This is a genomic window from Corallococcus sp. CA053C (assembly GCF_003611675.1).
In the GTDB taxonomy this organism is placed as follows: Bacteria; Myxococcota; Myxococcia; order Myxococcales; family Myxococcaceae; genus Corallococcus.
In genome coordinates this window covers 1-15,075 of sequence record NZ_RAWA01000063.1, presented here as the reverse complement: position 1 = coordinate 15,075, position 15,075 = coordinate 1, and the positions used below count along the sequence as shown (strand labels likewise).

The window sequence follows — 15,075 nt, the reverse complement described above, 5'->3', positions numbered from 1 at the left end:
GAGTCCTGAAGTGCTGCCGCTCCCCCGTCCCGGTCACACCTTCACGGACTTCACCAACGGCAGCTCGCGCACCCGCGTGCCCGTGAGCGCGAACACCGCGTTGGCCAGGGCCGGGGCCACGGGGGGCACTCCGGGCTCTCCGATACCTCCGGGGCGGCCGTCGCTGGGGATGATGTCCACGTGGATCTTCTTCGGCGTCTCCGCGATGCGCGCCAGCCGGTAGTCGCGGAAGTTGCTCTCCACCGTGGCTCCGTCCTTCATCGTGATGGCGCCGTAGAGCCCCAGGCTCAGGCCGAACACCACCGCGCCCTCCATCTGCGCCCTTACTCGCTCCATGTTCACGATGGTGCCCGCGTCCGCGACGATCCACGCCTCGTCCACCCGGATGTGGTCGTTCGCGTCCTTCACCACCGACACCACCACCGCCACATACGTCAGGAAGCTGCGGTGCGCCGCGAGCCCCAGCGCCCGGCCCTGCTGCTTTCGCTCGTCCCACCGCGCGAGCCCCGTCACGCGCTCGATCACCCGCCGCAGCCGCGTGGTGTCCACCGGGTGCTCGTCCAGCGACTGGCCGTAGTTCGGCACCTTCGCCACACCCAGTTCCTTCAGCGTCACGATGCGTGAGGGCCCCATCACCTCCAGCAGCGTGTCGCGCGGATCCGCGCCCTTCGCGTGCGCCAGCTCGTCGATGAAGCTCTGCACCGCGAACGCGTGGTAGATGTTCGCCACGGAGCGCAACCAGCCAATGCGCGTGTGGGCCCGCGCTTCGCAGTTCTCCATCCGGATGGCCGGGATGGCCAGCGGCAGATCCACGATGCCCTGCCCCATCTCCCCGGCTCCCGCGAACGTCGCGTCCGCGAACGTGGAGCCAATGGGCGGGAATGCGATGCGCTGGTGCCACGCCACCACCTTGCCGCTCGCGTCCAGCCCCGCCTCCAGTCGCTGCGCGCTCGTCGAGTGGTAGTAGTCGTGGCGCACGTCGTCCTCGCGCGTCCACTGCACGCGCACCGGCGCTCCCACCGCCTTCGCCACCAGCGCCGCCTCCACCACGTAGTCCGGCTTCGACTTGCGGCCGAACCCGCCCCCCAACAGCGTCACGTGGAGCATCACCTTCGACGGATCCAGCCCCACCGCCTTCGCCACCTCGCTGCGCGCGGTCTGCGGGTCCTGCGTCGGCGCCCACACCTCGCAGGTGCCGTGCTCCACGCGGGCCACCGCGGTGGGCGGCTCCATGGGCGCGTGCGCCAGGTGCGGCGTGTTGTACGTGGCCTGCACGCGCGTCGCGGCCTTCGCCAGCGCGGCCTCCGCGTCACCGACGTTGCGCACCACATTCCCCGGCTTCGAAATCACCGCCAGCAGCTGCTCGCGGTACGCCTCCGAGTCGTAGGTCGCGTTGTCCCCGCCCTCCCACGTCACGTCCAGCACCGCGCGGCCCCGCATCGCCGCCCAGGTGTTGTCCGCCACCACCGCCAGGCCGCCCAGCGGCTGGAACAGGAACGGCTTCGTCGCGGCCGGCAGCTCCACCACCTTGCGCACGCCCGGCACCGCCAGCGCCTTCGTCGCGTCGTAGCGGGCCACCTTGCCGCCCGCCACCGGCGGACGCGCGATCACCGCCGTGAGCATCCCTGGCAGCTTCACGTCCGCGCCGAACACCGCGCGTCCCGTCACGATGTCCGGGCCGTCCAGCAGCGGCAGCTCCTTGCCCAGGTGCTTGAGCTCGCTGCGCGGCCGCAACGTCACCGCCTGCTTCTCCGGCACCTTCAGCTTCGCCGCGTCGGTGGCCAGCTCTCCGAACTTGAGCACCCGCTGGGTGCCCTTGTGGAAGACGGCGTGGTCGCGCGCCTCGCACTCCGCGGGCGACACCTTCCAGCGCTTCGCCGCCACCGCCACCAGCATCGTGCGCGCCGTCGCGCCCGCGTAGCGCAGGTCGTCGAAGATCTTCCGCACGCTGCTGGAGCCGTCGGTGTTCTGGTCTCCGTATGCCTCGTCGCCGTCGCCCTGGACGACCTTCACGTGGGCCATGTCCGCGCCCAGCTCGTCCGCGATGAGCACCGGCAGCGAGCTGCGCACGCCCTGCCCCATCTCCGAACGGTGACACACGATGGTCACGAGCCCGTCCGGCGCCACGTGCACGAACACGTTCGCCCGCAGGCCCTCCGTGGGCACCTCCGGGAGGGACGTGGGCATGGGCCCGGCGTACGCCCGGGAGGGCAGCACCACCTCCAGGCCCAGCCCCGCGGCCACGAGGCCCAGCCCTTCGAGCACGGAACGGCGCGACAGCCGGATGCGCAGGTCTTGCATGGTCGGAGCGCTCATTCGTTCGGGAGTCCTGCCGCCTTCTTCACGGCGGAGCGGATGCGCGTGTACGTCCCGCAGCGGCACAGGTTGCCCGCCAGCGATTGATCAATCTCCGCGTCGGTGGGCTTCGGCTTCTTCGCCAGCAGCGCCGCCGCCGTCATGATCTGCCCCGCCTGACAGAAGCCACACTGCGGCACCGCCAGGTCCACCCACGCCTTCTGCAAGGGGTGCGAGCCGTCCGGCGACAGACCCTCGATGGTCATCACCTCGCGCCCTTCCGCGCGGCGCACCGGCGTCACGCACGAGCGCACCGCCGCCCCGTCGATGTGCACCACGCACGCTCCGCAGAGCGCCTGGCCACAGCCGTACTTCGTCCCCGTCAACGTCAGCACGTCGCGCAGCGCCCAGAGCAGCGGCATCTCCGGATCCACGTCGAGTTCGTGCTCGGTTCCATTCACGCGCAGGCGGATGCTCACGGTTGACTCTCCTCGCGCGGGCACTCCGCGCCGTCCTTCACCCACGCGGCCACCAGGGCCCCGAACTCGGCCTGCGTCCCCGGTGCCGGCACCCGGCCGGACCCCGGCTTCCATCCCCAGCCCACCAGCTCGTCATGCGCGGAGTGCTCGATGAGCTCCGCCAGGCTCTTGCCGCCGTTGCGCGCCGGGTCCTTCAACTGCTCGCACAGCGAGCGGGGCGTGCGCCCCTGCCACGCCATCACCTTGGGGGCCAGGTGCCACTTGGGCGCACCCGGGACCCGCGCCAGCTCCACGTTGCGATCCTGGTGGCACGACGTGCACTCCAGGCCCGGCACGCCCTGATCCGCGGGGCCTCGCGCCACCGGCGGGTCGTGCACCTGGAAGTCATCGCCCTGCGTCGGACTGTCACCCGCGGGATGGCAGTTGACGCACCGGGGGTGCAGCATCACCCGGCTCGCCTCCAGGAACAGCGCCCGCGAACGCTCCTTCTTGTCACCGATGGAGGAGAAGGCCTGCGGCGCACGGAGCGACTGGGCCTCCGTGGCCGGCAGCTTCGTCGCGGCGGAGTGGGCCGCGCGACCTCCGCACCCTGCTCCGAAGGCGAGCGCCAGCGTCACTCCCGCCGCACCCGCACCCAGGACGATTCCCAGTGCTTTCGAGCGAAGACCCATCGTGCCCCGTCCTCCCAGTTCCTTCGACGCGCGGCGAGCCTGACAAAAAGCCGCCTGCGTCGTGCAGGAATTCGTCGGTGCGGGCCACATTCCCTTCCTCCGCGCGAGCAGCGAAGCAGGCAGGCGAGCCCCGTCCGTGTCTTGCTGACACGGCAGGCGCACGGGATTGACGGATTGTCTTTCGGAGGCCGCGGAGGCGCCGCGCAAGTCCCTGGAATCGCGTGCGCGGGGGGCTGGAACGACAAGTGTATTGGGAGGAGCGCAAGGAGATAGCCGCCATGCGCCAGAGCCCCGTGTCGTCCGTGTTCTCCCTCACCCGCCTCTTCATCGAGCAGTGCGCCCGCTGGAGGCTGCGTGAGGACGTCGTCGCGTTCATCCTCGAGTTCGGCACGCCTGCGCGCGCATGCGGTGCCACCCACCTCACCGTGCACGAGCGCGACCTGCCCTGGGGCCTGCGCGATTCATCCCTGGCGCGACAGGCGCGCGGGTGGATCCTCATCCTCAACGACGAGGACCGGCTCCTCACCTGCTACCGCCGAAGAGACGCCTCGCGCTTCCTGCGACAGAAGCCCAAGCGCCGCCCCGCCGGAGTCAGCCGTGGCCGCGAGGACACGCTGCGCGGGCTCCACTTCGCTCCGGCGTGAGGCCGCGCTCTCAGTCCAGGCCTTCCTTGCCCACGGCCCAGTAGGCCTTCACCTTCGGCGTGGCGCGCTCGCCGTCACTCCGGATCTTTGAGCGCAGGGCCTGGATGGACTGCGCACGCCCTGTCATCACCAGCGTCGCACCCGGCTTCGCGCGCAGCGCTTCTCGCAGCCGTTCGTGGACCTGGGCCAGGTGCGCATCGCCTGCCTGGCGCTCCACGTCCTGGCCCTCGAAGCCCAGTTCTCGCAACGCGGGCTGGCAGTCCTCACGGCTCGACACTTCGAAGATAGGCGTGACGTCTCGCTTCGCCGCGGTCCGGAGGGCATGCGCCACCGCGAAGGACGTTTCGTCACCGAAGAGCACCACGGGCGCCGCGCCCTCGTCCAACACCAGCGAGCGCCGGGGCCCGAAGAACTGGACCGTGTCCCCTGCCTTCACGTCGCGTCCCCACTTCGCTCCGGGACTGTCGCCGTGCAGGTACACGAGGAACGATGTGGCTCCGCGCTGCTCGTCCCACGACATGGGCGTGTACGTGCGCATGCCCAGGCCTGGCAGGTACACCTGGACCTTGTCGCCGGGGGTCCACCCCTGCCCTCTCAAGGCCGGGCCTTCGCAGTCCACCTGGCGGAAGGCTCGCGACACGTCGCGCACCTGCGTCACCTTGGAGTCGTGGAAGAGGAAGCGCCCCAGGACGCTTCCCAGCAGTGCCTTCGCGGATGCCATCAGAGCCTCTCCTTCGTCAGACGTTCATACGCCGCCCACCCGCTCCGGACTTGTGAAGTTGCGTGAAGTGTCGCTATGCGAAGGCCATGAGACCGACCTCCGCGCTTCTCAGCCTCCTTCTGCTCGCAACCCCGGCCTGCACCCATGGCACGGCCGTCCAGACGGCTCCCGTGGACCTCGCGGAGCAGGGCCGCGCGCTCGCCCGGCGCATCATCATCGCGGATGGCCACATCGACGTGCCCTACCGCCTCCATGAGACGCTGGGTCCGGACGGGTCGCCGACCGAGGACATCGCCCTGCGCACGACGGGCGGCGACTTCGACTACCCGCGCGCCGTGGAGGGCGGGTTCGACGTGGCCTTCATGTCCATCTTCATCCCCGCCGAATACCAGACGAAGGGCGGAGCCAAGGCGCTCGCGGACTCGCTCATCGACATGATGGAGAAGGTCGCGCTCGGTTCGCCCGCGAAGTTCGCCATGGCCCACTCCGTCGAGGCGGCCCGGCGCAACTCCCAGTCAGGCAAGGTCTCCTTCGCGCTGGGAATCGAGAATGGCGCGGCCCTTGAGGACCGGCTGGAGAACGTCAGCCACTTCCAGCAGCGCGGCGTGCGCTACATCACCCTCACGCACTCCGAGGACAACCTGATCAGCGATGCCTCCTACAGTCAGGGCAAGGGCACCTGGAACGGGCTCAGCCCCTTCGGCAAGCAGGTGGTGGCCGAGATGAACCGCGTGGGCATCATGGTCGACGTCGCGCACCTCTCCGACGATGCCATCCGTCAGGCCGTGGCATTGAGCCAGGTGCCTGTCATTGCTTCGCACTCCTCGTGCCGTCACTTCACCCCCGACTTCGCACGCAACATCCCCGATGAGCTCATCCGCGCCGTGGCCGCGAAGGGAGGCGTGGTGATGATCAACTTCGGCTCGAAGTTCCTCACCCCGGCCGTCCAGGTCTACGAGCGGCAACTGGACGCGGTGCTCCAGGCCCAAGGCCAGGAGCATTCCCTGACGAAGGGCAGCCCCGAGATGAAGGCCTTCATCGAGTCCTACCTGCGCGAACACCCCGCCCCCCTGGCCCGGGTGGAGGACGTGGCGGACCACATCGACCATGTCGTGAAGCTGGTGGGCATCGACCACGTGGGGCTCGGCTCCGACTTCGATGGCGTGGGCCCCTCGCTGCCCATCGGGCTCAAGGACGTCTCCCAGTACCCGAACCTCTTCCGCGTCCTGCTGGAGCGCGGCTACAGCGAGGCGGACATCGAGAAGATTGCCTCGGGCAATGTCTTTCGCGTGTGGCGGCAAGTGGAGGACTTCGCCGCACAGCGTTGATGACCTGGATTTCTCTGCATGATTCCCCGGCCCGAAGGCTCCTGGCCTTGAGGGACCGACATGCGGCAGTTTCTCCTGGGATTGATGGTGGTGATGGTGTGCTGCTCGGAGGGAGCGGCTGCCGGGGTGGCACCACGGGATGCTCGGCTTCAGGAGGCGCAGGCGGCCTCCGATGAGGCGAACACCCTCTGGGACGCGGGGCGGTACACCGAGGCCGTCTCGCGGGATGAACAGGCGCTCTCACTGTTCGAGGTCGTGCTCGGGAGCACGCATCCAGAGGTCGCGAGGAGTCTGGACCAGCTCGGACGTCATCTCCTGCTCCAGGGGAACTCCGCCCGGGCCGAACCGCTCCTGCAGCGCGCGTTGGAGATTCGGGAAGCGGCCCTGGGCAAGAACGCCCCGGAGGTCGCACAAACACTCACCACCCTCGGCGACCTCTATGCGGCCCAGCAATTGTTCGCACGCGCCGAGCCTCCCTATGCGCGCGCTCTGTCCATTCGGGAGGAGGCCTTCGGCAGGGAGCACCCCCTCGTCGCCGAGTCGCTCAACCACCTCGCCAATCTCTACTCCTCCCAGGACCTCTACACGCGCGCCGAGCGGCTCTATCTGCGCGCGCTTGCGATCCGGGAAGCGGCCCTGGGCAAGGACCATCCGGACGTCGCTCAAACGCTCAGTAACCTCGCCAGTCTCTACCACCAACAGATGTTCTCCAGCCGGGCCGAGCCGCTCTATGTCCGCGCGGTGGCCATCTGGGAAGCGACCCTGGGCAAGGAACATCCCATCGTCGCCGAGCCGCTCTACTGGCTTGCCGTCCTCTACCGGCAGCAGGGATTGCAGGCCCGTGCCCAGCCACTCCTCGAGCGCGCGCTGGCCCTCTGGGAGACGACCCTCGGCAAGAGCCCTCCGGACGTCGCCTTGCTGCTCGACAAGCTCGGGTTCATCTACTGTGGCCATAGGAGGTACGCCCTTGCCCAGCCACTCCTCGAGCGCGCGCTGGCCCTTCGGGAGGCGACCCTCGGGGGAAGCCATCCCCTCGTCGCCGAGTCACTCTCCCATCTCGCTACCAATCAAGAGAACCAGGGGTTGTACGCCCAGGCCGAGCTGCTCCATGAGCGCGCGCTGGCCATCCGGGAAGTGACCCTCGGCAGGAACCATCAGCTCGTCGGCGACTCACTCCGCGACCTCGCCAGCCTCTACGTGGAGCAGGGGTTGTACACCCGTGCCCAATCACTCCTCGAGCGTGCGCTGACCCTTCGGCGAGCGGCCGTGGGCGAGAACCATCCCTACGTTGCCGACGACCTCGTCGCTCTCGCCAACCTCTACGTGGCCCAGGGGTCGTATCGCCGTGCCGAGCCGCTCCTCGAGCGGGGGCTGGCGATCATGGAAGCGCTCTGCGGCAAGCGCCATCCCCTGGTCGCCAGATACCTCAGCGACCTCGCCAACCTCTACGTGGCCCAGGGGTTGTATCGCCGTGCCGCGCCGCTTCATGCGCTTGCGCTGGCCCTTCGGGAAGCGGTCAGGGGCAAGACGGATGTCAGCGTCGCCCTTTCGCTCAACAGCATTGCCGGCCTCGACCTCGCCCGGGGGGCGTATCCGGAGGCAGGGGCGCGCTTCGAGCGCGCGCTGACCATCCTGGAAGGAACGCTCGGCCAGAACCATCCCCGCGTCGCCGAGACACTCAACCACCTCGCCACGGTGCGGCTCGCCCAGCATCGCCTCACCGAAGCCCTGCCGCTGTTCACGCGAGCCTTCATCCTGTCCGAGCAGCGTCTGCGACAGGAGGCACTCGGCTTCTCCGAGTCGCGCCTCGCGAGCTTCCTCCAGTTCCTGCGCAGGGACGAGGAGCGGCTCTATGCGCTGCTGCGCGCGCATCCCGACGATGCCCGCGTCCGACGCCTGGCCCTCAGCGCGGCCCTGCTCCTCAAGGGCCGCTCCGTCGAGGAGACCGCGGACATCTCCCGGACCGTCTACCGGGGGCTGGGCGCGGAGGATCGCGACACCTTCGCGCGGCTGAGGGGACTGCGCACCCAGCTGGCCCAGCTGTCACTCCAGGGCCCCGGCTCGCTCACTCCGCGGGCCTACCAGGAGCGACTCGATGCGCTGACGGGTCAGGGCGCTGCCCTCGAAGCCGCTCTGGCCAGGCGCTCCGCACCCCTGCGCGCGCTGACCGCGCTGCCGCCTCCCGCGGAGATTGTCGACCGTGTCGCCGCGGCCCTGCCTGGGGACGGCGCGCTCGTCGAGTTCGTCACCTACGTGGACCGTCCGCTGGTGCCCCAGGCTGGCGCGTCCCCATGTCCCGACGCCCTGCGATACCTCGCGCTGGTGCTCTTCCCTGATTCGACGACCCGCGCACTGGACCTGGGACCCGCGGAGCCCATCGACCGGGCCGCCTCGCGACTGAGGAAGGCCCTGGCCAATCGGGACGCCTCCTTCGAAGCCCCCGCCCAGGCGCTCTACCAACGCGCCTTCCAGCCCCTGCTCCGGCTGCTGGGGAAGACCCGCCGCGTCTTCCTTTCGCCGGAGGGCCAGCTCGCGCTGGTGCCCTTCGCCGCCCTGCACGATGGCCACCAGTTCCTGGTGGATGCCTTTGATTTCACCTATCTCCCCTCGGGCAAGGACCTGCTGTCGCACCCACGGGAGGGCGTGCCCCCTGGCTCCGTGGTCGTCCTCGCGAATCCGGATTTCAGCACCCCACTCGCCGCGCTCACGGAGGCCCGAAGAGACGCGCCCGCGCTTCACACGGAGCTGGCGCTGAGGGCCTGGGCCCCCACCCCACTGCCCGGCACGCGTCGGGAGGCCGAGGCCATCCAGCGCCTGCTTCCGCAGGCCCAGCTCTTCCTGGGCCCCGAAGCCACCAAGGAACGCCTGCTGCGACTGCCGACCCCCGGCATCCTCCACCTCGCCACCCATGGCTTCTTCCTGGAGGACGCGCCCGAGCCCACCGGCTCCCGCGCGGTCATCCACTTCGGTGCGCTGGGCGAGGATCCCCAGGCATCGAGTCCCGCGGACCCCTTGCTGCGCTCCGGCCTCGTCTTCGCGGGGGCGCGCGACCCGGCGTCCTCCGGCGCAAGCCAGACCCCACCGCCCGGCAGCGCGCTGGTGACGGCGCTGGAGCTGGCGGGCCTCGACCTGTGGGGCACGCAGCTCGTCGTCCTGTCCGCGTGCGACACCGGCCGAGGCGACGTCAAGCAGGGCCAGGGCGTGTATGGGCTGCGCCGGGCCTTCCTGGTGGCGGGAGCGGAGACGGTGGTGATGAGTCTGTGGAAGGTGGAAGACCAGACGACGAGCACGCTGATGGAGGCCTACTACCGCCACCTGCTGGCGGGGCAAGGCCGGGCCACGGCCCTGCGCGAGGCGATGCGGGAATTGAGGCGGACCCAATCACATCCACACTTCTGGGCGCCTTTCATTACCATGGGACAGGCCACACCCCTGCGCTTGCCCACCTCCACCGCTCAGCAGGCAGCGCATCCCTGAGCAAGGAACCCACCATGGCCACCCCCTGGACCCGCGCAGTGCTTGCCGAACAACTGCGAACGCTGGGGCTCGGACCCGGTGACGCGGTGCTGACGCATGCGGGCCTGCGCTCCGTGGGCCGCATCCTGGGAGGACCCGACGCGCTGATCGCCGCCATCGGCGATGTGCTCGGGCCGGAGGGCACGCTGCTTGGCTATTGCGACTGGCAGCTGGAGGACGAGGTCCGCGATGATCCCTCGCTGCGCGACCAGATTCCTCCCTTTGATCCGCTCCGCTCCCGCTCCGTCCGCGACAACGGCGCCTTCCCTGAGCTGCTTCGCACCACTCCCGGCGCGAAGCGCAGCGGCAATCCCGGCGCCTCCTGCGCCGCCCTGGGAGGCCGCGCCGCGTGGTTCACCTCCGACCACGCGCTCGACTATGGCTATGGCCCCCAGTCCCCTTTCGGAAAGCTTGTCGCCTCCGGTGGCAAGAGCCTGATGCTCGGCGCTCCGCTGGACACCATGACGCTGCTCCATCACGCGGAGCACCTCGCCGACCTCCCGCACAAGCGCATCCTCCGCTACGAGGCGCCGCTCCTCGTCGAAGGCCGGACGGTCTGGCGCGCGTTCGAGGAGTTCGACACGAGCGAGCCCGTGGTGGAAGGACTCGCGGAGGACTTCTTCGCTGAAGTCGTCGAAGCCTTTCTCGCCACCGGCCAGGGACGGCGCGGCATGATTGGCGATGCTCCCTCCGTGCTGGTCGATGCCCGGCCGATGGTGGCCTTCGCCGTCGATTGGTTGGAGCGCCGCTTCCGCGCCTGACGAGGGAGGTGTCCTCCCGGCGGCGCCAGGCCCATCCTTCAGGGGGGTGGCCAGCCCCACCCCGGACACCCCAGCTTTCCGAGACACCGCGTCGGGAGGCACCACCATGTCCGGGCCACAGCCATTCGTCGCCGACCTCCAGGAGCTCCACCGCCGCGCCCGCGAGCACCTCGAAGAAGGCTCCCGCGTAGGCGACGCGGAGACCGCCCTCAAGCTGCTCAACGACGTGCTCGCGACCGGCGTGGTCCGCGTGCTGCGCTACACGGCGCACTACCTGTCCGCGAGGGGCCCCCACCGCGAGGCAGTGAAGCAGGAGTTCGGGCCTCACGCGCGCCAGGAACAGGAGCACGCACTGCGGCTCACCGAGCGCATCCAGCAGCTCGGCGGATGCCCGGACTTCAAGCCGGCGGGCCTGCGGTCCCTGGACGCGAGCCCTCCCTACGACGTCCAGGACCGGTGGGACTGGATCCACGAGGAGCTGGCGGCGGCGGACCTCGTCCTCCAGACCTACCGCGCGCTGATCCCCTCCTTCGCGGACCGCGACCCCGTCACCCGCCAGCTCCTGGAGGACCTCCTCTCCCAGGAAGAGGCACATGCCCGGGACCTGGAGGCCCGGATCAGGGGCTCGGGACCGCGTCCCGGTACCGCACCATCCGCCCCAGCGCCGGATCCCACAGGTTCAAGCGCAGGCAGGCCACGACGTCCTTCAGCGTGAGCGACGTGACGTGGGGCCCCTGCAGCTCCGGGATGGCCGCCATCGCCTCCGGCAGCCGGTAGAACGGGATGCGCGGGTTGAGGTGGTGCACATGGTGATAGCCGATGTTGCCCGTGAACCACGCCATCACCGGCCCGCAGCGCAGGTAGCTGCTCGCCTCCAGCGCCGCGTCCGCGTGCGTCCAGGCGCCCTCCGGCAGGATGGCCACGTCGTCGAAGTTGTGCTGCGCGTAGAACAGGTACGTGCCCAGCGCGTACGCGACGAACAGCGGACCCACGAAGGCGCAGAGGTACACCGCGAGTCCGAAGAAATGCCAGACGGCCGCCGACAGCACCAGGTGCAGCCCCAGCGCGAGCCCGGAGGTCCAGTAGCGCTTCGGGTTCTTCACGAACGGCACCAGGCACAGGCTGATGAGGAACGCGGTGACGTAGCCGAACAGCAGCGTCACCGGGTGGCGCTCCACCATGTACCCCAGCCGCTGCCAGCCGGAGGCCTTGCGCCACTGCTCCGTCGTCCACGTGGCGAAGGTGCCCGCGGAGTCCGCGGCGATGCGCGCCGTGTTCGCGTGGTGGTGGTTGTGCGTGTCATTCCAGATGCGCGCGGGCGTGAGCGTCAGGATGCCCTGCACCTGGAAGAGCGCCTTCGCCCACCGCGACTTCGGCAGCAGCGCGCCGTGCATGGCGTCGTGGAAGAGGATGAAGGCGCGAATGAGCACCAGCGCTTCGATGAAGCCTCCCACGATGCGCAGGGGCCACCAGGGCGCGGCCACCGCCAGCGCCACCGCGCCCGCGAGCGCCGCGTAGGTGGACAGCAGCGCCAGCCCCGAGCGCGCTCCATCCTGGGTGGCGAAGGGGCGCGTGCGGGCAATGAGGTCCTTGCTCGACAGCGACGCGGCTCGTTCCATGGGGCGAGGACTCCGACGGTGACCGCCCGGCGACACACCGGGACGGATGACAGCCATCGTTGTCCCATCCCCATGTCATGGCCGGGTCAGCGGTCCGCACCTCGCGCGGCCGTCCCCGCGCGTCCCCTCATGACGCGAGGGGCTGACGCGGGGCGCCGATGCACGCGGCCCTCAGCGCTTCTTGCGCCACGCCTTGAGCTCGGCCTTCTTCTCCACGCCGACCTCGTCCAGCCGGTCCTGCCACTGCTGGCGGTAGGGGCGCAGGGCCTCGGCCACCGTGCGGGCCACCACGAGGTTGCGGTACCACTTGGAGTCCGAGGGCACCAGGTGCCACGGCGCCTGCTCGGTGGACGTCTGGGCGAAGACGTCCTCATAGGCCTTCGAGTAGTCCGCCCAGTGCTTGCGGTCCTCCCAGTCCCCGGCGCTGATCTTCCACGCCTTGCGCGGCTCCTCCTCACGCGCCAGCAGCCGCTGCTCCTGCTCCTTCTGGCTGATGTGGAGGAAGAACTTGAGGACGATGGTGCCGTGCTCCGTGAGCAGCGTCTCGAAGTCGCGGATGTGCTGGTAGCGCGCCTTCCACAGCGGCTTGGGGACCAGGTTGTTCACCCGCGCCACGAGCACGTCCTCGTAGTGGGAGCGGTTGAAGATGGAGAACTCGCCCTGGCGAGGCGTCTTGAGGTGCACGCGCCAGAGGAAGTCGTGATCGCGCTCCTCGACGCTGGGCACACCGAACGAGGTGACGCTCACGCCGCGCGGGTTGAGGCTGCCCACCACGTGCTTGATGGTGCCGTCCTTGCCGGCGGTGTCGCGCCCCTGCAGGACAATGAGCACGGCGTTCATCTTCGCGCCCCACAGCAGGTCCTGCAGGTCGAACAGCTCCTCCCCCAGCGTGTCGAACTCCGTCTTCGCCGCGTCCCGGTCCGCCTTCTTCGGCGGTGCCGCGGAGATGCGATCCAGCTTCACCTTCGCTGCCTGTCTGCCATTGCTGATGGTGTTCATGGTCCCCTGCCCTCCCGGTGCGGGTGAATCGTGCCCGGGAGTCCGGGGGATTCACACCGCCGCGCGGCAGGTTGGGGGCAACTCTCCGGATTCGGACCTTTCGGACGCGGTGACAGGTGCGGGGACGCCCGGTGTTCCCCTGCCGCCGCATCTTCCGGAGGGGAACACATGGCAGGACATCGTTTCATCGCGCGCACGGTGGGGGCCTTCGTGCTCGCCGGATTCGTGGGCTGCACGGAGACCGGGGCCTCGTCGCCCGTGGAAGTCGTCCCCGAACCCGCCACGTCCCAGGCGGCGCTGGGGTCACCGGGCCAGGCCGTCGCCGGGAAGCAGCACTTCCAGCAGGCGCTGCCCGGCACCAACGGCCGCTCGTGCGCGACGTGCCACGTCCTCTCCGACAACACAGCCCTCACGCCGGAGCACGTGGAGGCCGTCTGGGCCAGGAACCCCGGGGACCCGCTGTTCAACCGCATCGACGCGGATGACCCCGCAGCCCCCACTCCAACCTATGCGCACCTCAAGAAGGGCCTGGTGCGCGTGGTGCTCCCCCTGCCCCCGAACATGGATGTCATCGACGTGCAGGGGAACGTCATCACCGCTCCGGACCGGAAGATCTCCGTCTGGCGCGGCGTGCCGAGCATCGCCGACACCGGCTTCTCCGGCCCCTTCCAGGTCGATGGCCGCGAGACGAGCCTCACCACCCAGGCCCAGAGCGCCGTCACGAACCACAGCGAGGGCGGCACGGTGGCCGCGCCGGTGCTCCAGCGCATCGCCGCGTTCGAGCGCAGCGTGTACAGCTCCCCCCGCGCGCGCTTCGTGTCGGACCTGCTGGAGCTGGGCGTGCCGTTGAGCGACATCCCGGATCCGGACGCGCTGCTCGTGCTCGACGCGTCCGAGCGGCGCGGCCGGGACGTCTACGCCCTGGCGTGCGAGGCGTGCCACGGCAACCGCACCCGCAACCGCATCGTGCGGCGGGACGTCCACGACTCGCTCTTCTTCGCGCTCAAGCCCAACGGCAACATCCAGTACACCGTCGCGCCGGGACAGCGGCCCACGCCCGTCAACGTGCCCCGCCCGGACAGCGAGTTCCTCAACATCGGCTTCGGGCTGATGACGTACCTGGGCCAGCGCGGCGTCGTGCCGCTCTTCAACGACTCGGTGGACTTCCCCCACTACCGCTTCCGCTTCTACACCGACGGCACACGGCAGCACGCCGTCACCGACCTGCCGCCCATCCCCGTCACCGCGAGCGGACACCCGGACGACATCAACCCCGCGCTGGATGAGAACGGCGCGCCCATCGTCGGACCCTCGCTCGCCGCCCAGTGGTACTCCACGGACCCGGGCCGCGCGCTCATCAGCGGCGACCCGACGGAGTTCGAGGCCTTCGACGTCCCGTCCCTGCGCGGCATCGCCCGGTCCGCGCCGTACTTCCACGACAACAGCCACGCCACGCTCGCGGACTCGGTGGACACCTACAGTCGCTTCATCCTGCCCGGCATCGTGGCCATGGACCTGCCGCTGAACCCACCCGAGTTCCCGGGCGGGCCACCGGAGGTCCTCACCCCCACGCAGAAGCAGGACCTGGTGCGCTTCCTCCAGCGACTGTGAGCCTTCAGTGCCGCCCTTCCATCCCGGGCGTGGAAGCACGCGCCCGGGGTGGCAGGAACGTGTGCGCGAGCCCCGTGAGCCCCGGGGCGAAGAGCTCGTCGCGGATCCGCTGGGACAGCGTGGCCGCCTCGGCCTCGTGCCCGGGCGCGGGCGCGAACGTCGCGTGCCACTCCACGAACGTCTGACCGGTCGCCGTCACCGGCGTCACCCGCAGCTTCGCCCGGAAGTCGCGCACCGGCAGCGGCCCCTCCAACATCGCGTAGGCATAGCAGCGCGCGTGCGCGTCGTGCTCCAGCCGCGCCTCCAGGTACACCGTGCCATCGCGCAGGGTGAGCCGGCGCAGCGGCCCCGCGCCCGGGCCGGGACGCGCCACCCGCTCGCTGGAGATGATGCCCGGGTGCCAGCGGGGAAGGCTGTCAAACCCTCCCACC

13 protein-coding genes are annotated in these 15,075 nt (G+C 69.9%); 6 read left to right on the top strand and 7 right to left on the bottom strand.

Annotated features, from left to right (window positions below; all coding sequences use genetic code 11):
- Positions 1-33: 33 nt before the first annotated feature.
- From D7V97_RS11575 to D7V97_RS11565, 3 genes are read right to left on the bottom strand one after another with little or no spacing between them, the layout of a single operon-like run.
- Positions 34-2,316, bottom strand: coding sequence for a molybdopterin cofactor-binding domain-containing protein (locus D7V97_RS11575; RefSeq protein ID WP_233582680.1), 2,283 nt, complete (start codon positions 2,314-2,316; stop codon positions 34-36).
- Complete coding sequence (locus tag D7V97_RS11570; protein WP_120610671.1) at positions 2,313-2,774, bottom strand: (2Fe-2S)-binding protein; 462 nt, start codon at positions 2,772-2,774, stop codon at positions 2,313-2,315. Before D7V97_RS11570 ends, D7V97_RS11575 begins: the two co-directional genes overlap by 4 nt.
- Entirely contained in the window at positions 2,771-3,445 is a 675-nt protein-coding gene (locus D7V97_RS11565; protein ID WP_120610670.1) for an Isoquinoline 1-oxidoreductase subunit, read from the bottom strand. Before D7V97_RS11565 ends, D7V97_RS11570 begins: the two co-directional genes overlap by 4 nt.
- 278 nt (positions 3,446-3,723) lie before the next feature.
- Between D7V97_RS11565 and D7V97_RS11560 the strand changes: the two genes are divergently transcribed.
- Entirely contained in the window at positions 3,724-4,089 is a 366-nt protein-coding gene (locus D7V97_RS11560) for a hypothetical protein (protein WP_120610669.1), read from the top strand.
- Between the two features lie 10 nt (positions 4,090-4,099).
- On the opposite strand, the gene D7V97_RS11555 is transcribed toward D7V97_RS11560, so the two are convergent.
- On the bottom strand, positions 4,100-4,810 hold the full coding sequence (locus D7V97_RS11555; RefSeq protein ID WP_120610668.1) for a siderophore-interacting protein: 711 nt from the start codon (positions 4,808-4,810) through the stop codon (positions 4,100-4,102).
- 86 nt (positions 4,811-4,896) lie between these two features.
- Between D7V97_RS11555 and D7V97_RS11550 the strand changes: the two genes are divergently transcribed.
- The 4 genes from D7V97_RS11550 to D7V97_RS11535 all read left to right on the top strand — a co-directional run bounded on the left by D7V97_RS11550 (position 4,897) and on the right by D7V97_RS11535 (position 11,130).
- Positions 4,897-6,138: a dipeptidase gene (locus D7V97_RS11550; protein ID WP_120610689.1), complete on the top strand. Its 1,242-nt coding sequence runs from the start codon at positions 4,897-4,899 to the stop codon at positions 6,136-6,138.
- A 60-nt stretch (positions 6,139-6,198) separates the two neighbouring features.
- Positions 6,199-9,615, top strand: a complete 3,417-nt coding sequence (locus tag D7V97_RS11545; RefSeq protein ID WP_199728777.1) for a CHAT domain-containing tetratricopeptide repeat protein — start codon at positions 6,199-6,201, stop codon at positions 9,613-9,615.
- Between the two features lie 14 nt (positions 9,616-9,629).
- On the top strand, positions 9,630-10,415 hold the full coding sequence (gene aac(3), locus D7V97_RS11540; RefSeq protein ID WP_120610667.1) for an aminoglycoside 3-N-acetyltransferase: 786 nt from the start codon (positions 9,630-9,632) through the stop codon (positions 10,413-10,415).
- Between the two features lie 106 nt (positions 10,416-10,521).
- Positions 10,522-11,130 (top strand): bacterioferritin, encoded by a 609-nt coding sequence (locus D7V97_RS11535; protein ID WP_120610666.1) that lies wholly within the window; start codon positions 10,522-10,524, stop codon positions 11,128-11,130.
- Here the strand turns inward: D7V97_RS11535 and D7V97_RS11530 are convergent.
- Together D7V97_RS11530 and D7V97_RS11525 are read right to left on the bottom strand one after the other, a co-directional pair.
- Positions 11,033-12,034 carry a fatty acid desaturase gene (locus D7V97_RS11530; protein WP_120610665.1) on the bottom strand — a complete coding sequence of 334 codons (1,002 nt, stop codon included), beginning with the start codon at positions 12,032-12,034 and terminating at the stop codon, positions 11,033-11,035. The two genes, D7V97_RS11535 and D7V97_RS11530, sit on opposite strands and share 98 nt — an antisense overlap.
- A gap of 171 nt (positions 12,035-12,205) precedes the next feature.
- Entirely contained in the window at positions 12,206-13,033 is an 828-nt protein-coding gene (locus tag D7V97_RS11525) for a polyphosphate kinase 2 family protein (protein ID WP_120610664.1), read from the bottom strand.
- 168 nt (positions 13,034-13,201) lie between these two features.
- Between D7V97_RS11525 and D7V97_RS11520 the strand changes: the two genes are divergently transcribed.
- Positions 13,202-14,644, top strand: coding sequence for a cytochrome c peroxidase (locus D7V97_RS11520; protein WP_120610663.1), 1,443 nt, complete (start codon positions 13,202-13,204; stop codon positions 14,642-14,644).
- A gap of 4 nt (positions 14,645-14,648) precedes the next feature.
- On the opposite strand, the gene D7V97_RS11515 is transcribed toward D7V97_RS11520, so the two are convergent.
- A partial coding sequence (locus D7V97_RS11515; protein ID WP_158623336.1) for an SRPBCC family protein occupies positions 14,649-15,075 on the bottom strand: 427 nt, incomplete at its 5' end.